Origin of the sequence: Mesorhizobium sp. M2D.F.Ca.ET.226.01.1.1 (assembly GCF_004022705.2) — a bacterium.
Lineage (GTDB): Bacteria > Pseudomonadota > Alphaproteobacteria > Rhizobiales > Rhizobiaceae > Mesorhizobium.
Genome location: NZ_RZOY02000010.1, coordinates 64,836 through 80,332, shown reverse-complemented (window position 1 = coordinate 80,332; position 15,497 = coordinate 64,836). Strand labels below are relative to the sequence as shown.

Here is a 15,497-nt window from a genome sequence, read left to right as displayed (position 1 = left end):
CCAGGGATGCCGGGGAGTTTTTCCGGCAACCATAGCGAGTACGATCGGATTATTGCAGGAAAGGCTAATCAGACGCCAAATTGCCCAGTAGGGGCCCGTGAAAACATTTTGAATTTTCAAGTTCTTGTGCGGTGCAGCAGGCCTGCCGCCCGCGGGAAGGGGCCGCCTTGTCCTACCATCCGTCGCACGCTGCCTCATGACGGCGCTGCCGCAAAAGCCTTATCTCCGACCTCGACCGGGGCAGGGGGAACGGAAAGCAAGTGACGTCGATGCCGATTGCAAAACCGCAGGCGCATGTCGGCGCCATGCCCATCCTCGGCCTGCTCGGCTCCATGCTGTCGGTGCAGGTCGGCGCCGCTTTTGCCAAGAGCCTGTTCCCGGTGCTGGGGCCGGAAGGCACGACCATGTTAAGGCTTGTCATGGGCGCGCTGATGCTGGCGGCGGTGCTGAGGCCATGGAAGGTGCTGCCCTCGCGGAAAAGCCTGCCCTGGCTCGCCGCCTATGGCATCACCGTCTGCTCCATGAATATGCTGTTCTATGCCGCGCTCCAGCGCATTCCGCTGGGCATCTGCGTGGCGCTGGAATTCACGGGGCCGCTCTTCGTTGCGACCATCGGCTCCAGGCGCCTGCTCGATCTGGTCTGGATTGGCTTGGCGATAGCCGGCATTGCGCTGCTCTCGCCCTTTGCCGATGCCAGCCGCGGGCTCGATCCGCTGGGCGTGGCGCTGGCGCTTGCGGCCGGCGCCTGCTGGGGGCTCTACATCATCTTCGCGCAGAAGGCCGGCGCCGGGCTTGGCGTGCGCACCTCCGCCTATGGCATGGCGATCGCCGCGATGCTGGCGCTGCCCTTCGGCTTCGGCGCCGCTCAAGCCCATCTCGCCGATCCGCACGTCATGGCGGGCGCGGCCGTGGTCGGCCTGTTCTCCACCGCGCTGCCCTTCTGCCTGGAAATGCTGGTGCTCGCCCGCATGCCGGCCAAGGTCTACGGCATGCTGGTGTGCCTGGAGCCGGCCGGCGGGGCTTTGACCGGCTTCCTGTTTTTGGCAGAGAAACTCAGCCTTCCGCAATGCGCCGGCATCGCCGCCGTCATTGCCGCCGCCTTCGGCGCGGCGGTCGCCGCGCGGCAATCCGCGCCTTCGGCCTGACTCTGCGCGGAAGCCGTCGCGCGCACCCGAATCCATTTCTGAGCGGCGCGCTCCAAAGCGTTGCCCAGCTTAGAGAAACCGAGGCGGGCAGCGGCAATATCCGACCACATCCGGTGGTTGAAATAAGACTTAGGTCCTATCGAGAATAGCAATAAGTCCGAGTGGACAAGACAAGGGTCGTGGGCCACTTCCTAATCATGGGCTGATTGGGGATGCTTATGCTGCGACATTGCCAGCGGGGTAGTTCGGCCGACGGGCTGAAGGGTTGGCGTTGGGAGAGCGGGATGCGCGCATCGCGCAGGGGCTGCAAGCTGGTCTTGCGAGCGCTGGTTGCGTTGGTGCTGGTTGTCGCGCCTTTCAGCCTCTCCGTCGATGGTGTCGTTGCGACCAAGGCCTTTGCCGGCAAAGGCGGCAATGGCGGCGGGAACGGCGGCGGCAATGGTGGTGGAAACGGCGGGAACGGTGGCGGCAATAGCGGCGGCAACAGCGGAAACGGTAACAGCGGCGGCAACAACGGGAACGGAAACGGCAATAGCGGGAAGGGCAAGAGCAGCGAGAACAACAGCTCGAGCACTGCCGATGTCGACAGCCACGTGAACCCGGCGACCGGCGACAAGGTCGAGGCCACCGCCGGCAGCATCCAGGTCACGCACCGCAATGGAATGAAGGAGACGATCGAGAACGGCCGGTTCAGGATGGAAGACAAATACGGACGCACCATCGTCGACCGCAAGGCCACCATGGCCGATCTCAATCGCCTGAAGAGTTTGTGAGAGCAGAGTTTGTGAGAGCGAGGTTTTATCCGGATTAGATCTTAAGGGACCGAAGGTCAGCGCTGCAAAATCAGGTTGCCACCTTTTGCTTCGTCTCTGCGGTCCTGATCGTCTTGCGGTAGAATTTGGCTACTCACCTTACCCCCGCCTCCGTGCGGGGGTAATTTTTTGTGCAATTCAGGAAAAGTGCGAGCGGTCAGTTTCGTCGACTTCGCCGTAGCATTTGCGTGCGGATGCCTTGCCGGCGATAGCCTGAAGCTTGCGACATTGGTCCCCATATCGGCGGAAATGGTCTGAGTGATGGGGGCATGGGTCGTGGGCCGCTTTTATCGCTTCGCCCGAATGTGAATCCTTGCCCGGTCAAGAAACCGGTTCGCCCGCCTGCCGAGAGCGGAACTTTGGCCATAGCGAGGTGGAACCGAGGAAAAAGGACAGAATGCGCCTACCCGCCCGCACCAGGCTTGCCCCTCTCACGCTGCGCGTCGCTGCCGCGCTGGCGATTGTTGTCGCGCCCTGTCTGTCGGTGCCTGGCAAAGTTTCCAAGCTGGTGTCCACCGCCTATGCCGGCAACGGCAATGGGAACGGCGGTAACGGCAACGGCGGCAACTCGGGCTCGGCCGGTGGCTCGAATTCCGGCAACAGCGGCAACAGCAACGCCGGTGGCAACTCCGCAAACAGCAATGCCGGCGGGAACAACCCCAATGCCGGGCCGGGCAACAACAACGGCAAGGGCAATACCAATCCCGGTGGCAAGAACAGCTACACCAATGCGGCAACCGGCGACACGCTCTCGATCGACGGCAACAAGATAACCGTCGTCCATCGCAACGGCATGAAAGAGCAGGTCCAGAACGGGCGTTTCGAGATGACGGATGCGCAAGGCCGCACCATCATCGAGCGGCAGGCGACGGAGGAGGACTTGAATCGTCTGCTGAGCCTGTAAGGGCCAGGAAAGGCTACCCCCTTTTCCGACGCCCTTGCATGTCACCCCCGTCCCTTGAGGCGGGGGTGATTGCGTTTGAGGGGCGGGGAAGGGGAGCTGGGAAGAGGAACTGGAGAATTGAAGGGGAACTGGAGAATTGAAGAATTGAAGAATTGAAGAAAAAGGAAGCCTAGCCTACCAATTCCTCAATTCCTCAATTCCTCAATTCCTCAATTCCTCAATTCCTCAATTCCTCAATTCCTCAATTCCTCAGTTCCTCAAGTTCCCCTAATTCCTCTCCCTCGCCTCATGCATCAGCAGCGCCGCCTCGGTGCGGTTGCGCACGTTGAGCTTGGCGAGCACCCTGGTCATGTGGTGCTTGACCGTCTTTTCCTGCAGCGACAGCCGGGCGGCGACCTCCTTGTTGCTCAGCCCCTCCGCGACCAGTTTCAGGATCTCGGCCTCACGGCCGGTGAGCTGGCTGAGCGGATCGGGCTTGCTGCCGGTGGGCTGCAGAAGGTCGGAAAGCAGCCTGGCCGACAGACTCGGCGATACATAGCTCTGGCCGCTGGCGACGTCGCGCAGGATCTCGGCCAGCGCCTTGGAGCCGACGCCTTTCAACACATAGCCGCGCGCGCCGGCTTTCAGCGCCTGGGCGACGTCGGAATTGGTCTCCGAAACCGTCAGCATGACGATCTTCTGGTCGGGCATCGCTGAAAGGATGCTGGCCAGCGCGTTGAGGCCGCCGCCAGGCATGCTGATGTCGAGCAGAAGAATATCGGGCGTGCTGGCCCGCGCCAGCCTTTCGGCGTCCTCGGCGCTGGCGCCTTCGCCGACAAGTTCGAAGCCGCCGATTTCGCTGAGGCTGCGCGCCACGCCCTCGCGAAACAATGGGTGATCGTCGACTATTGCGATGCGGATGGATGTGCTCACGGTTGCTCCTCGACAGACAAGGTGATCACCAGTCTAGTTCCTCCCGGGCCGGACAGCGTCTCGAACTGCCCGCCTATGCTTTCGATGCGCTCCCTGAGGCCCGCAAGCCCAAGGCCCTCGCTTCGGGCGGGGTCGAAGCCGGGGCCGGTGTCCAGCACCTCGACAAGGAGCTTGCCCCCCTTCGTCGTGGCCCTGACCTGCTGGCCCTTGCCCTTGCCGTGGCGGTAGGCGTTGTTCAGGCCCTCCTGCACGAATCGGTAAATGCTGATCTTTTCCGAGGTGCCGAGTTCCGGCAAGCGCTCGGGCAAAGTTAACAACACTTTGGTGTCGGTGCGGCGCTCATGCTCGGTCACCGCCAACCGCAAAATGTCGGTTACGGCCTGGGTTTCGATCTGCGGCAGCACCAGCCCGTTGCAGATGCCGCGTATTTCGCGCATCGCTTCGCCGAGCGTCTTGTGGATGCCGGCGATCTCGGCTTCGCGCAACGTGCTCGACGTGGCCGGGTCGACCAGCATCGGGCTGTCCATCCTGAGCGCGGCGAGCGCCACCAGTTGCGCAGGCCCGTCATGCAGGTCGGCCCCGATTCGGCGCAGATACCGCTCGTTGATGGCGGTGGCGCGGCGCGAGGCGCGCTGCACGCGCTGGCGCAGCGACGAGTTTTGCGCCAATGCCATCTGCAATTCGGAAACCTTGGCCTCGAGCGCTTCCTGCTGGATGGCGATGGTGCGGCTGCCGCGGAAAACGATGCCCGAAAGCAGGGCAAGCGCTGTCGCCGTGGCGGCCGCCACCACCAGCCAGCTCCACCACAGGGCGGAGTTCAGCGATTCCTCGAAGTCGCCCGACAATTCGTAGAATTCGCTGACGGCCACGACCTCGCCCGACCAGGGTTCGCGTACCGGGTTGTAGATTTCGAGCAGCGGAGCGTTCATCGACCGTTCCTCGTCGTCTTCCTCATCTTCGAGCTTGTTGTACTTGACCATGACATTGCCGGCGAAAGCGGCAACGAGGTTGGCGTTGGGCTTGATCTGCTTGCCGATGAGCTCGGCATTTTTCGAATAGAGGATCGTGCCGTCGCGCCGCCACAACTTGAACGATACCAGTCTTTTTCCGAGCGCGCCCTGACCCAGCGTCTCGTCCAGGGCCCGCTTGACGGTGTCGTCGAGCTCCTGGCTCTTGCGCATGTCGGGCAGCAGCGGCGCAATCACGCTGTCGACATAAAGTGCGGTCGTGGCGGCGGAATTGTGCATGACGCCGTCACGGATCTGCGATGTCACCCACAGCCCGACCACGAGCATCACGGCCAGAAGTCCTATGCCGCCGGCGATCACGAACTGCCAGGCCAGGGAAAGCCCGCTCCAGATTCGTGCAAGTCGCTTGAAATATCGGCCAAACATCGGCACCGCTCACCCACCCGTCGGCGAGAGTATAGGCGAGGCAGGGCAATTGCGACACCGACCTTGGTCTGTGCCCGCGGCGAAGGTTAATGGCCGGCGGTTGCCCGCGTAGACGGGCGGGGCGCAGATTCGCAAGCGGCGAGGCTGCTCTCGATCAAGAACGGCAAAGGCCCGCGCCACTCCTGTTGACGGGGGAAGACGCGGGCCGGTTGCCACCTGAAACTGCGGATTATTTTCGCGACGCAGACACAACCACCAATCGAGCCCCGCGTCCATACCAAAAGTCCTATTCTTCGCCCTATACGGTGCCGGACCCATCGGATGGCCCGGTTTTGGAAGCCCGTCAAAGACCGCCAGGCCGTCCGATGGCAAGGCGCGACCGCCGCGGCGGAATTCGCCCCAAAATAAGTCAGGCCCGGGGCCTTGCTGGTTCGAACGACCGCCGTTTATACAATGTTATGACCTTGCTGTTCGTGGCAACGCAGTATGGACGCCGGCACAAAAAAACATAAAAGAACCCAGCGATTGTCGATTTTTGAGCTCGAGGCACTGCGGGAAGCTTTCCGGCAGTCCGTTCGCGACAACGACGTCACGGAAGCCGAATGGGCGCGGCACGCCGAGCTTTTCGTCAAAGCAGCGCTGCAAAAAGGCGACCGTCCCACGCGGGTTTGAGCGTCCAGCGCGTTTCAGCGGATCGCCGAACCGCTCTAAGCCTTTGTTTTCGCGCGGTTCCGGACGGAAAGCCCAACGCCTCTCCTGCAAATTACCTGGCCGATCGGACCTTTGCGTTGCCGCATAGGACCTCAGCCAAGATTGCGGGCGCAAGGCGAAACGGACACTGTGTCCCCCGCGCCGGCTCCCCCCAAGGAAACCCAAAGCCGGCGCTTTAGCCCGGCTTGTCCGTCAAAGAGCCGTACTCTTTTACCGCCAAGGCAAGCCGGGCTACCCACAATTGCTTATCCCGGTGCTCCTTCCCGCTCGACATCGTCTCCAGTCGCGGTGCCAAAGGCTTCGAGAGCAATCCTCGGTTGGCCTGGCGGCCGGCGCAGCCCTATAAAGGCACATGTCGGCTCTCGACTCGGCAAAGCAATGGGCGCGGGCGATCAAGCGCGATGTGGTGGCGCTTTGGATTGCCGCGCGTGACCCGCGCGTGCCCTGGTACGCAAAGGCAACCGCGGGCGCCGTCGCGGCCTATGCGCTGAGCCCGATCGATCTCATCCCGGACTTCATCCCGGTCATCGGCTATCTCGACGATCTGCTGATCGTGCCTCTCGGCATCATGCTTGCCGTCAGGCTGGTCCCGCCCGCCCTGATGCAGGAATTCCGCGTGGAGGCCACACGCCGCGAGAAGCCCGTGAGCAAGGCTGGTCTCGCCTTCATGACTGCGGTTTGGGCGCTGGCGGCGCTGGCGCTCGCCTGGCTGTTCTGGCCGAAGCCGGCCTAGCTATCCGCATTGGGCTCAACTGACCCGCCGACGGCCAATCGAAAAACGGCAGGAACATCCCGCCACCCCTCCTTGATAATCAAACTATTAGCAACCTCTTGTATTTGTTGCAAATCAGGATCATGCTTGTCGAGTGCATGAAACGACATGCGCGTGGGGTGGGTAAAAAGGGGTCAGGCGTGATGGAATTTGCAGTCTGCTACGACCACAGCGGGTTGAATTTGGCGTGGTCGATCTTCGTCGACATCACCGCGTTCTTTGCGCTGATGGCGCCGTTGGCGATGGCGCGGCTGATCGAGATATCGCGAGAAGATGCCGGGGCTGAATTGCAACTCGCGTAGGGGCTGTAGGCCGCGGTCCTAAGCATGTCTCCCGAAAGTGGGAACCGGTTTCGGGATAAAGACATGCGCAGAATCAAACGCCTGAAGCGCATGGAGCGAATCTGAAAGATCGCGACGCGCTTCAGTCTTCGCGGACGACCTTTCGGGCCGACAGGTCGCCGAGCAAGGCCGAACAGTCGATCTCTTCCTGGAAATCCGCTTGAGGATCGAGCACCAGCCACGAAGCGTGGGTGCGCAGGTTCCTCAGCCGGGCATTCTTTTGCATGCGGGCCTGCCGCTCGGCCTCGTCGATCGAAGCCCTTTCGGCCTTGTGGTGGTGAGAGATCCTCGGCATCGTCGCGCAAAACGCGCTTACCTTGCCTTCCGTTCCATCGAAACCGGCCGGTCGGCCTCTCAAGCGCAGTCCTTCAATTCGACCACCTCGACGCCGAGGCGAAAGGCCTGGCCATCGGCATAGGAGCGCGCATACTGCTCGGCTTCGAAGGGGAAGGTCAGCGTCGTGCCGTAGGCGGTGACACGCACCGTCCACTTCTGGCCTCGCACGAGTTCAACACCGTGAAGCTTCGCCGTCACCATCTCGCCCTCCTCAGATCCGGCACGCTCGCGACACCCGCATAACGTCGCGAAAGTCATTTGAATACAAATAATTCGACCCAATCGTGTCGTTACGATGTCGATTCCGACATTGGGTCGTTTGCGTCCGTGAAATGGTTCACCGACGGCAACACTTTTTTGGCGACGGCCGCGAGCAAGCGAGATGTCCCGCCCGGAACCGCTCCGGCTCCAGCGGGTTGGAGTCCTGGAAGAGGAGGTCGCCCTATGATCCGCAAGCTGAAGTCCGGAGAATACCGGCTCTATTCGCGCAAAATCGATCCCAGAACCGGCAAACGCCGTAATCTCGGCACCTTCAAGTCGCGCGAAGCGGCCGAGAAACACGAGCGCGAAGTGCAATATTTCAAGCGGCATTAGTGCATGTCGCCCAAAAGTGCGCAGCGGTTTTGGGGCAGCGACATGCATAAAAACAACTAGCTAGCGCGTCGCATGAGGCTGTTCAGACGCGACGCGCTTTAGGCCGACAACCTTACCCGTGCGGGGTCGGCGGGGTGCGCGGGCGAGGGTGGCCGGGCACATTCGAGCCGATATGGTCGAGGTCGCAACGTTTCGTCACCATCTCGACCGACTTGGTGTCGACGGTCACGCGTCCCAGCACCTGAACGGTGGTGCGTTCGAGATCCTGATCGACATGGACGACATCGCCCTCCAGTCTGAGCTTGTCGCCTGGCTTGGCATTTGGCTCGATCATCGAATAGCGATGGGCATCGCTCTCGATCTTCAGCGTCACGCGGTCGCCGACGCGCTTGACCACCGTGGCGATGACAGCCACGCGGTCACCTACTTCCACTGCCGGCCGTGTCATTGCGGCCTCCTTTACGCTCCGAGCGGTTTTCTCGCCGCCGGAGCAGGCTGTCGACGAAATCGGCAGCCGCAGAAATAAACGGGAAAACAAGCGTTTGGTTGCCGGGGGATTGCCTGTCGCCCAGCTTGGCGGCTCACATGAAGCCGGGATTTCGCGGGAGATACTGTTTCAAGTCGCCATAGCCGGGCGATGCCATCAAGAGCATCGGAAAGGTGATGCGCATGCCTTGATCGACCGCAAGGTGGAGCGCGCTGTCGCATGTGCCCGGCAGGAAGGCGGATACCTTTTCGGCCGAACGATCCGCCGCCAGCCGCAACGCCGTTGCGAAGGCATCGCGAAGACGATCGGGCCGCACCACCGCCAGGGGGCCGATATGCCCGTTGGCGCTGAAATAGCTGTAGCCTACGGCGTCGCCGCCGGCGTAGAGCAAAACCCCTGTCGTTGCCGGGTCGGTGCGCAGGTAGCGATGATGCTTCTCTCGCGAGACGCCCAGCGCGCGACGATCGATCTCGACGAGTTTTTCCATCGTCGCGGCGCTGTCGTCGATTTCGACGGCGCGCAACGGCGGCTCCGGCAACGCCTTCATCACCCGTTCGCGCGCGGCACCGAGAAGGTAGACCGGCGTTTTGGGAAACAGGCCGTGCCGCATGTAAAGCCCCTGCGAGACAGGGTTGAAGGTAAAGGTGATAAGCGCTTTGTCGGCGGCGCCCGATTTGCGGGCGTGTTCCACGGTTCGTTCCAGCAGCGCATTGCCGATGCCGTGGCCCTGCCGGGCCGGATCGACGAACAGCTGGGCGAGGAACCATAGATCGTCGCAGGCCCAGCTCCAGGCGAAGCCCAGGATATCGCCGCCGTCTTCCGCGACCCACAGGCCATCGGGGTCGTCCTTGAGCGAAAACAGCTGGAAGTTGGGAGGGCTTGCCGCCGCCATCGGGCCAAAGCCATGCCGAACGGTGAGTTCGTTGATGCTGGCGACCACCAGCGCATCGGTCGCGGCGAGATCGTCCGCGCGAGCAAGCCTGTAAATGAGCGACATGGAACCACCCCCGGCGATATTTTGAGCCGCGACGCCGACCATAGCAGCTGTTCATGCGTGCCGTCTTGGCCGCCGGGCAACGACCGCATTGCTCGTTTACAATATCCTACCCTGGGGGATAGGATATTGTATGACGATACACAGCTCCCATCCCGATATCATCGCCCGGCTCAAGCGCGCGCATGGCCATCTCGCCGCGGTGCTCACCATGTTCGAGCAGGGCCGCTCCTGCCTTGACCTCGCGCAACAGCTCCACGCCGTCGAAAGCGCCGTCGGCAACGCCAAGCGCGAGCTGATCCACGACCATATGGAGCATTGCCTGGTCGAAGGCGGCGGGCCGACCAGGGACACGCTCAAGGAGCTGAAGCAGCTCACCAAATATCTGTGAGGCCGTTCATGCTGACGAAGATTCTCGACTGGTTCGGCTTCGGCTCGCACGGGCATGACCATGGCCATCATGAGCCGCATGGGCACACGCATGGCGTGATCGACGCGACGATCGCCACGACGGAGCAGGGCATCTGGGCGATCAAATGGTCGTTCGTCATCCTGGCGATCACGGCCGCGCTTCAGGTCGCCGTCGTCGTTTTCTCGGGCAGCGTGGCGCTGCTTGCCGACACCATCCACAACATCGCCGACGCGACCACGGCCATTCCGCTCTGGATCGCTTTCGCGCTGGCCCGGCGCAAGCCGACCCGCACGTTCACCTACGGCCTCGGCCGAGTCGAGGACCTGGCCGGCATCGTCATCGTGCTCATTATCTTGGCGAGCGCGCTCGTCGCCGGCTATGAGGCGGTCAACCGCCTCTTCAATCCACAGCCCGTGCAGTTTCTGGGCTGGCTCGCCGCGGCCGGCGTCATCGGCTTCCTCGGCAACGAGGCGGTGGCCGTGTTCCGCATCCGCACTGGTCGCCAGATCAACAGCGCGGCCTTGATCGCCGACGGCTATCATGCCCGCACCGACGGGCTCACCAGCCTCGCCGTCGTTGCCGGTGCGATCGGCGTCTGGCTTGGCTACCCGCTCGCCGACCCGATCATCGGCCTCATCATCACCGTCGCCATCTTCGGCATCGTGTGGCAGTCGGCGCGTTCCGTGCTGACGCGCATGCTCGACGGCGTCGAGCCGGGGCTGATCGACGAGGTTCATCACGCCGCCGGCCATGTTGCCGGGATCGACAAGGTGGTCGACGCGAGAGCCCGCTGGCTCGGCCACAAGCTGCATGTCAACGTGGAGATCGCCGTCAATGACGGGCTGCTGCTTGCCGCCGCGAACAACATCGCCGCGTCGCTGAAGGCTGAACTTTTCGCGCACATTCCCGCGCTCGACGTCGCCACGGTGCGCTTTGCCGAGGCGGCAGTAGAGGGCGGCCACCATCATGCGCCGGATCCGTTCCTGGTCTCGGGCAGGCTGGCCAGCGGCCTGCTCGAAATCGTCGACACACCGCAAGGTGAACGCATGCGGCTGCGCCTCTCGCGCCATGCCGAGGGCCTGCTTGCCAATGTCGCCATCGAAAGAGCCGGCGGTGCGGTCGAAAGCCTGCCGCTGTCGCCCGTCTGTGGCGACCATCACGATCTGCAAAGCCTGATTGCTCCGGCCGAGCCGCATGAGTTCAGCGCCAGGCTGCAACTGGCCGCGGGTAGCGACACGGAGGACCTTCCCTTCGCCATGGCCGAGCCGGAAGGTCACCGCAACGAGCACGCGCATGGATGATGTACGCGACTAGGCTGTGCGCGGACGCCGGCCGCCGAAGATCGACCATGCGGCGGCAGTGAGTGTTGCCACGGTGCCAAGCAGCGCCGCGAGGCTGGGCAGGTGGAAGACCATATCCCGCCACCTGGGCTCGACGACCGCGCCGGTGCTGAAGGCCTCGCCACTGTACTGGCAAAGAATCCACGAGGCGCCGCTGCGCACCATGTCGGCATCGATGTCGGAGATCAGCGCTTTCGCCTGGCGCTGAGCTGTCGGCATCGTCGCCATATAGGTGAGCAACGCCTTGGCGGTTGCGAGATAGGCATGGCTGCATTCGTTGAACGGGCTCTCCTCGTCGCCTTGGCTTCCAGGCATCAGGCCCCAGAGGCAATAGGTGAATTGCAGATTGCCGTGATTGTAGAGCCGCCTGAAAGTCGGGTCGGTCACCGTCTGTGCTTGCGCGAGGGCAAGAATATCGCCGCGGTAGCCCGCGATGACCGCCATCTGGCCGTGGGTCAGGCTGGGTATCTGGATGCCGGGGGGAGGCGGGGTCGACGAGCCGCTATGCGCTTGCGCCGATGCTGCCAGCGTGACCAGCAGGGCGCTCGCCAAAAAGAAATTGGCCGCCAGGGCAAAGAACCGCGGCGGCCAACGCATGGGATTTCAGGCGTAGCGGCGTGCCGGGCCGCGCTGGTCGCGCGCCGCGACCACGCGCTCGGCAACCGCGCCGAAGCCAAGTCCGACGACGGTCCACAGCACGAGTTGGATGCCGAGCGAAGCGACGCGGAACTGCCACAGCACCGTCGCCGAGAAGTTCTCCGGCACCTCGTTGATATCGGGAAGTGCTGCCTTCACCAGCGCGAAGACGACGAGGAAGGCGAGCCCGGCCACGATCGAGGCGTTCCAGGCGCCGAGCCGGGTCCACAGCCGCTGCGCCAGGCCCACAGCCGCCACCATCGCCGCGATCGAGACCACGATCATGATGAAGAACAGCTCGGTGCGGTAGGCGATGGTTTCGGGATTGCCGACCGCCGGCGGGTTCGCCGGGTATTTGAGGCCGGGCACCACGATCACGGCGAGGAAGCCGAGCAGCGCAAGCAGCGCCGAGGTGCCACGCGGACCGAGCGAGCCCAGCCGGCCATAGGCGTAAGCGAAGACCAGCGAGAACAGTCCGCCAAGCGCCGCGCCATAGACCAGCACGCCGGTTGCGAGGCCAATGCCCGCCTGCGTGGCGCGGCTGACCATCTCTGGCTCCGGCGCCTGGCCTGCGGCCTGTGCCTGCTGTTCCTCGAAGGCGATCGCCTTGTCGACCTGCGGCTCGCCATAGACGCGCGCGAAGGCGAACGCCAGAATCCCCGCCACCAGCCCGACAAGCATGCCGCGCAGCAAAAGTTTTCCGACCATGTCAGAGTCCCTTCAAGCAATTCCCGCAAAGATACGAGCGTTTTTCCGACCGGAACTGCGTTAGACCAAAACTCGGAACGGTTCGGCGATGCCGAACCGTTTTAGTGGCAGGGGAAGCCGAGCAGGTGGCGGCCGTCATGCACGAATTCGTGCACCGCCGTGCCGCGGATCAGCGACGTCGCGCCTTCTTCCGCGCCGACGAAATAGATCATCAGCATCAGCATCAGGCCGGCGAAGATCGCCCAGGGCAGAAGCTCGCGAACCGGAATCGCAACCGGACCGTAGCTGGGGGCGAAGGTGGTGTCGGACATATTGAGCTCCCTTGGGATCCTGCGTCCCGTTGATCGAACAATGCTGCGGAATAAGGCCTGACTCTCGGCTGGTGCCGATCACAGTGGCGCGACCGTGCCGGATTCGCACCGGCTTCCAATCCCGTGTAGCGCTAAAACACTTGTCAGCACTTCGTTCGCCTGTCAACGACATGTAATGGCGGGCACGGCTCGTGCCGCCAAAATTTCATCGGGCCACGGAGTTCTGGATGCTCGCCCGCCTGACGATGATCGCATGCGGGGCGACGCCCGGCATGCGCAAGGGTCGCTTCCCAAGCGATGAGCCGCTGGAACCGCGAGCCCTTGAGCGCGCCGCCGGGCTGGGCTCGTCGCTGCGCCGCGCCGATCGCGTCTGGACAAGTCCGGCGCTCGCCGCGCGGCTGGCGGCTGAGGCGCTCGGCCTCGAGGCAACGGTCGAGCCGCTGCTTGCCGAGCAGGATTTCGCGCGTTGGGCCGGCAGAAGCTTCGAGGAAATGCAGGCTGAGGATCCGCAAGGCATGGCGGCCTGGTTCTCCGATCCGGACGCGGCACCCCATGGCGGCGAGTCGCTTGCCGCCGTCGCCCGGCGGGTTGCCACGCTGATGGAGCGCCTGGCCGGCGAGAGCGGCCACACGATAGCGTTCACGCATGCCGTGCCGATCCGCGCCGCGATCGTGCATGTGCTCGGCGCGCCGCTCGCCTCTGTCTGGAACATCGACATCGAGCCGCTGTCGCTGACCGAGTTCCGAAGCGACGGCCGCCGCTGGGTGCTGCATGCGAGCGGCGTCACTGTTGCCGGCTAGACAGTCGGGCACGATTGGTCTCGCACGCGAACGGCACGATACGCAGCCAGCAGACGGGCGGGGCAGACCAGGCAGGCGGAAAGAACGGCGACACCGAGGATTCTGCTCATCGTGGTCTACCGGTAAAGGTGTGGGTACCTGGCCTTCTCGGTCTGGCAACTGTCCCCTCTCTGGGCCGCCATCGCGAAAGCTCTTTCATAGGTACGTGCAGCCCTCTTGAACTTGGGAGGATTGGACGTCAGGTGTTTATCGATCCCGTCATACAAAAGGACGGGAACGGCTATCATAGCTTTTCCATCCTCATTTAGCCTCAGCGCCGGGCACTTTTTCATAACACCGACGAGGTTGCCGGCGATTGTAGCGGCCAAATTTAACTTGGCGTCGGGCAGTCCAGCCAGATACTCGATGTTTGACTTCGCGGCCCAAGCAGCCGAAGGCGCGAATGAAATTACTGCGATTGTAGCGAAAGCGAGCCTAAGTTTCATTATTCTTCTCCCCAAGCTTTACCTGAGCGAAGCACGTTTGAGCCTTTGTCGATAGCCGAAGGCGAGCCATCGTGTTCCATATCCACAAGCGGCTTAGATTTCGCGTCGCGCCGGCGATCATTGCTCCAATCGATCGATTGGAGCAGCTATGCCGCGCGCTGGTGCGCTTGTTCGGTTCTTGCAAGGAAGCAACGAGCGCATCGAACAAAGCAGCCCGACGCCCTCCCGCCAAGCCGCAACGGCAATTAGGTCAGGATATCGAGCCGCTTTGCCGCTTCAGCGATTGCTAACGGAACGGAAACGCCTCGCTGCTATCGTGCTGCCCCATGGCGAGGAGAGCCTTGCCGGAGGAGCCCGCCGCCCATGGCCGAATATCCCGAGATCGAGCGCCGTCTTCGTGTGCGCGAGTTCGTGCTCAAGGAAGCCACGATCATTGCCAATGGCGTCAGGATCGGCTGCTCGGTGAGGAATCAGCACGAGCAGGGCGCCGAATTGCGCGTCGCCGCCGACGCGAAAATCCCGGAACGCTTCCTGCTCGAGGTTCCAGCCGACGATACCGCCTATCGCGCCCTGGTGCGGTGGCGCCGCAACGACCGCGTCGGCGTGGCGCTCTACAGCAATACGCTGAAGGACTGACGCGCGGCCCGCCGTTCAGCAATTCGTGACTTGAAGTTGTCCGCGGCGTTCTGCAACCGCCTACCTGATGGAACGCAACCAGTGCACGTGCGTTCATAGCTGCCGATCAACAGGGGAATTCAGGCATGAGCAGGACAGCCGTCTGGGTAGCGATAATCGCCATCGTCGTCGTGGCTCTCTACCTGCTGCAGGCCAATGGCATGATCAGATTCTAGGGCGCTGATCGCGGCGTCAACAGCAGCGGCTCCCCCCGCTCAATGATGCGCTCACGGCCGCCTGTTCCTTCAGCCAGCGGTCGCGCGGCTTGCAGCTCGACGGTCGAGGCGACAGTTCAACCTCGACGACATCGCCAACGAGGCTTGGCTGAGCCGCCCGGTGCAATTCCATGGGGCGGACGCCGTCGCTGACCTCGAAGGTCAGCTTCGCCGCCTGGTCGAGCGCTACATGGTCCGAGACTTTGCGGATGATCGCGGCGAACTTGCCGGCTGGCATATGCACCGGCCCGCCTTCGTCCACGTCCCATAGCTGGACGAAGATTTCCGACCATGATTCCGGATTGGCCTCGCAATCCAGCGCCGAGAACTCTCCCGCTTTCACCTCGGTGACATGGTAGCCCGGCTTTACCGGTCGTCCATCATAGCGGAACACCAGCGGCCTGTCCTTGTGGTCCGCCAGAGCACCCAGCAGGTCGCCGATGGTCAGGTCGGACGGGTCGATCGGCACGATTTTTTTGTGATTGTCAGAAGACAGCATGTCGGCTATTCCTC

22 protein-coding genes and 1 riboswitch are annotated in these 15,497 nt (G+C 62.9%); of the genes, 11 read left to right on the top strand and 11 right to left on the bottom strand.

Annotated elements, in window-relative coordinates:
• Nucleotides 1-269 precede the first annotated feature (269 nt).
• The 3 genes from EN869_RS22670 to EN869_RS22655 all read left to right on the top strand — a co-directional run bounded on the left by EN869_RS22670 (nt 270) and on the right by EN869_RS22655 (nt 2,861).
• The gene (locus EN869_RS22670; RefSeq protein WP_245489576.1) at nt 270-1,145 is read left to right on the top strand and encodes an EamA family transporter; all 876 of its coding nucleotides are present in this window, start codon (nt 270-272) and stop codon (nt 1,143-1,145) included.
• A 338-nt stretch (nt 1,146-1,483) separates the two neighbouring features.
• Nucleotides 1,484-1,918 (top strand): hypothetical protein, encoded by a 435-nt coding sequence (locus EN869_RS34520; protein ID WP_348632024.1) that lies wholly within the window; start codon nt 1,484-1,486, stop codon nt 1,916-1,918.
• 352 nt (nt 1,919-2,270) lie between these two features.
• Entirely contained in the window at nt 2,271-2,861 is a 591-nt protein-coding gene (locus EN869_RS22655; RefSeq protein ID WP_245489577.1) for a hypothetical protein, read from the top strand.
• 267 nt (nt 2,862-3,128) lie between these two features.
• Here EN869_RS22655 and EN869_RS22650 read toward each other — a convergent pair whose 3' ends face one another.
• Nucleotides 3,129-3,773, bottom strand: coding sequence for a response regulator transcription factor (locus EN869_RS22650; protein WP_127228219.1), 645 nt, complete (start codon nt 3,771-3,773; stop codon nt 3,129-3,131).
• A complete protein-coding gene (locus tag EN869_RS22645) occupies nt 3,770-5,167 on the bottom strand; it encodes a sensor histidine kinase (RefSeq protein ID WP_127228218.1) in 1,398 nt (465 codons plus the stop codon). Before EN869_RS22645 ends, EN869_RS22650 begins: the two co-directional genes overlap by 4 nt.
• A 486-nt stretch (nt 5,168-5,653) precedes the next feature.
• On the opposite strand from EN869_RS22645, the gene EN869_RS22640 reads away from it, so the two are divergent.
• From EN869_RS22640 to EN869_RS34515, 3 genes are all read left to right on the top strand, one after another.
• Nucleotides 5,654-5,839: a hypothetical protein gene (locus tag EN869_RS22640; protein WP_127228217.1), complete on the top strand. Its 186-nt coding sequence runs from the start codon at nt 5,654-5,656 to the stop codon at nt 5,837-5,839.
• Nucleotides 5,840-6,230: 391 nt separating this feature from the next.
• Nucleotides 6,231-6,611 carry a YkvA family protein gene (locus tag EN869_RS22635; RefSeq protein ID WP_127228216.1) on the top strand — a complete coding sequence of 127 codons (381 nt, stop codon included), beginning with the start codon at nt 6,231-6,233 and terminating at the stop codon, nt 6,609-6,611.
• Nucleotides 6,612-6,790: 179 nt separating this feature from the next.
• Nucleotides 6,791-6,952: a hypothetical protein gene (locus EN869_RS34515; RefSeq protein ID WP_167498637.1), complete on the top strand. Its 162-nt coding sequence runs from the start codon at nt 6,791-6,793 to the stop codon at nt 6,950-6,952.
• Nucleotides 6,953-7,073: 121 nt separating this feature from the next.
• Here EN869_RS34515 and EN869_RS22630 read toward each other — a convergent pair whose 3' ends face one another.
• Nucleotides 7,074-7,286 (bottom strand): hypothetical protein, encoded by a 213-nt coding sequence (locus EN869_RS22630; RefSeq protein ID WP_127228215.1) that lies wholly within the window; start codon nt 7,284-7,286, stop codon nt 7,074-7,076.
• A 59-nt stretch (nt 7,287-7,345) separates the two neighbouring features.
• Nucleotides 7,346-7,528 carry a hypothetical protein gene (locus tag EN869_RS22625; RefSeq protein WP_245489578.1) on the bottom strand — a complete coding sequence of 61 codons (183 nt, stop codon included), beginning with the start codon at nt 7,526-7,528 and terminating at the stop codon, nt 7,346-7,348.
• 243 nt (nt 7,529-7,771) lie between these two features.
• Between EN869_RS22625 and EN869_RS22620 the strand changes: the two genes are divergently transcribed.
• Nucleotides 7,772-7,921, top strand: a complete 150-nt coding sequence (locus tag EN869_RS22620) for a hypothetical protein (RefSeq protein ID WP_112100506.1) — start codon at nt 7,772-7,774, stop codon at nt 7,919-7,921.
• A gap of 112 nt (nt 7,922-8,033) precedes the next feature.
• Here EN869_RS22620 and EN869_RS22615 read toward each other — a convergent pair whose 3' ends face one another.
• Entirely contained in the window at nt 8,034-8,369 is a 336-nt protein-coding gene (locus EN869_RS22615; RefSeq protein ID WP_127228214.1) for a hypothetical protein, read from the bottom strand.
• A gap of 133 nt (nt 8,370-8,502) precedes the next feature.
• Nucleotides 8,503-9,447 carry a GNAT family N-acetyltransferase gene (locus EN869_RS22610; protein ID WP_245489579.1) on the bottom strand — a complete coding sequence of 315 codons (945 nt, stop codon included), beginning with the start codon at nt 9,445-9,447 and terminating at the stop codon, nt 8,503-8,505.
• A gap of 88 nt (nt 9,448-9,535) precedes the next feature.
• Between EN869_RS22610 and EN869_RS22605 the strand changes: the two genes are divergently transcribed.
• Nucleotides 9,536-9,793, top strand: a complete 258-nt coding sequence (locus tag EN869_RS22605; RefSeq protein WP_127228213.1) for a metal-sensing transcriptional repressor — start codon at nt 9,536-9,538, stop codon at nt 9,791-9,793.
• Nucleotides 9,794-9,801: 8 nt separating this feature from the next.
• Entirely contained in the window at nt 9,802-11,115 is a 1,314-nt protein-coding gene (locus EN869_RS22600; RefSeq protein ID WP_127228212.1) for a cation diffusion facilitator family transporter, read from the top strand.
• A gap of 9 nt (nt 11,116-11,124) precedes the next feature.
• Here EN869_RS22600 and EN869_RS22595 read toward each other — a convergent pair whose 3' ends face one another.
• The 3 genes from EN869_RS22595 to EN869_RS22585 form a co-directional block, all read right to left on the bottom strand.
• Nucleotides 11,125-11,751: a hypothetical protein gene (locus EN869_RS22595; protein ID WP_127228211.1), complete on the bottom strand. Its 627-nt coding sequence runs from the start codon at nt 11,749-11,751 to the stop codon at nt 11,125-11,127.
• Nucleotides 11,752-11,757: 6 nt separating this feature from the next.
• Entirely contained in the window at nt 11,758-12,498 is a 741-nt protein-coding gene (locus tag EN869_RS22590; protein ID WP_127228210.1) for a CbtA family protein, read from the bottom strand.
• A 101-nt stretch (nt 12,499-12,599) separates the two neighbouring features.
• A complete protein-coding gene (locus tag EN869_RS22585; RefSeq protein WP_112100494.1) occupies nt 12,600-12,809 on the bottom strand; it encodes a CbtB domain-containing protein in 210 nt (69 codons plus the stop codon).
• Nucleotides 12,810-12,953, bottom strand: a riboswitch (adenosylcobalamin (AdoCbl) riboswitch).
• Nucleotides 12,954-13,036: 83 nt separating this feature from the next.
• On the opposite strand from EN869_RS22585, the gene EN869_RS22580 reads away from it, so the two are divergent.
• Nucleotides 13,037-13,609, top strand: coding sequence for a histidine phosphatase family protein (locus EN869_RS22580; protein ID WP_127228209.1), 573 nt, complete (start codon nt 13,037-13,039; stop codon nt 13,607-13,609).
• A gap of 116 nt (nt 13,610-13,725) precedes the next feature.
• Here EN869_RS22580 and EN869_RS22575 read toward each other — a convergent pair whose 3' ends face one another.
• Complete coding sequence (locus EN869_RS22575; RefSeq protein WP_127228208.1) at nt 13,726-14,094, bottom strand: hypothetical protein; 369 nt, start codon at nt 14,092-14,094, stop codon at nt 13,726-13,728.
• A 363-nt stretch (nt 14,095-14,457) separates the two neighbouring features.
• Here EN869_RS22575 and EN869_RS22570 point away from each other — a divergent pair, with 363 nt between their 5' ends.
• Complete coding sequence (locus EN869_RS22570; protein ID WP_127228207.1) at nt 14,458-14,730, top strand: PilZ domain-containing protein; 273 nt, start codon at nt 14,458-14,460, stop codon at nt 14,728-14,730.
• A 231-nt stretch (nt 14,731-14,961) separates the two neighbouring features.
• Here the strand turns inward: EN869_RS22570 and EN869_RS22565 are convergent, their stop codons facing one another.
• Nucleotides 14,962-15,483 carry a DUF6428 family protein gene (locus EN869_RS22565; protein ID WP_127228206.1) on the bottom strand — a complete coding sequence of 174 codons (522 nt, stop codon included), beginning with the start codon at nt 15,481-15,483 and terminating at the stop codon, nt 14,962-14,964.
• Between the last annotated feature and the right edge of the window lie 14 nt (nt 15,484-15,497).